The following is a 452-nucleotide window of genomic DNA, read 5'->3' on the forward strand; positions in this document are numbered from 1 at the left end:
TTCTAGAGTTTGCACGAACCGGTAACGGTTCACGCATCAAATGTTCACACTTATCGGCTGTTTAATTAAGAAGAAACAGTAGTCGTAGTAGTTCCGCGTTGGGGCTGTAGCTCAGCTGGTTAGAGCACCGTGTTGATAACGCGGGGGTCGTTGGTTCGAGTCCAACCAGCCCTACCAGCTAATTAGTAAATAATTCCCGGGGGATTAGCTCAGCTGGGAGAGCACCTGCTTTGCAAGCAGGGGGTCGTCGGTTCGATCCCGTCATCCTCCACCAATACCTTGAAAGTGCAAACGTAAGCCTCTGGGTTTAGGTTTGATCTTTTAGCGATCAAAGCTGTTTCGTTCTTTAACAATCTGGAAGAAGTAAAGATTATTTATTGATCGGTTTGCCGTAAAAGGTGAATCGATGGGTAATGATTGTATGTATCAACAAACAAGCAACAACGTTGTAC

The 452-nt window shown here is 45.6% G+C and carries 2 tRNA genes; both read left to right on the forward strand.

Features of this window, described 5'->3' with window-relative positions:
• The first annotated feature begins 100 nt into the window (after positions 1-100).
• Positions 101-177: transfer RNA gene (locus J0O65_RS23860), tRNA-Ile, on the forward strand.
• Positions 178-198: 21 nt separating this feature from the next.
• Positions 199-274, forward strand: a tRNA-Ala gene (locus tag J0O65_RS23865).
• Positions 275-452 lie beyond the last annotated feature (178 nt).

The organism is Janthinobacterium sp. JC611 (assembly GCF_018682595.1).
Lineage (GTDB): Bacteria > Pseudomonadota > Gammaproteobacteria > Burkholderiales > Burkholderiaceae_D > Janthinobacterium.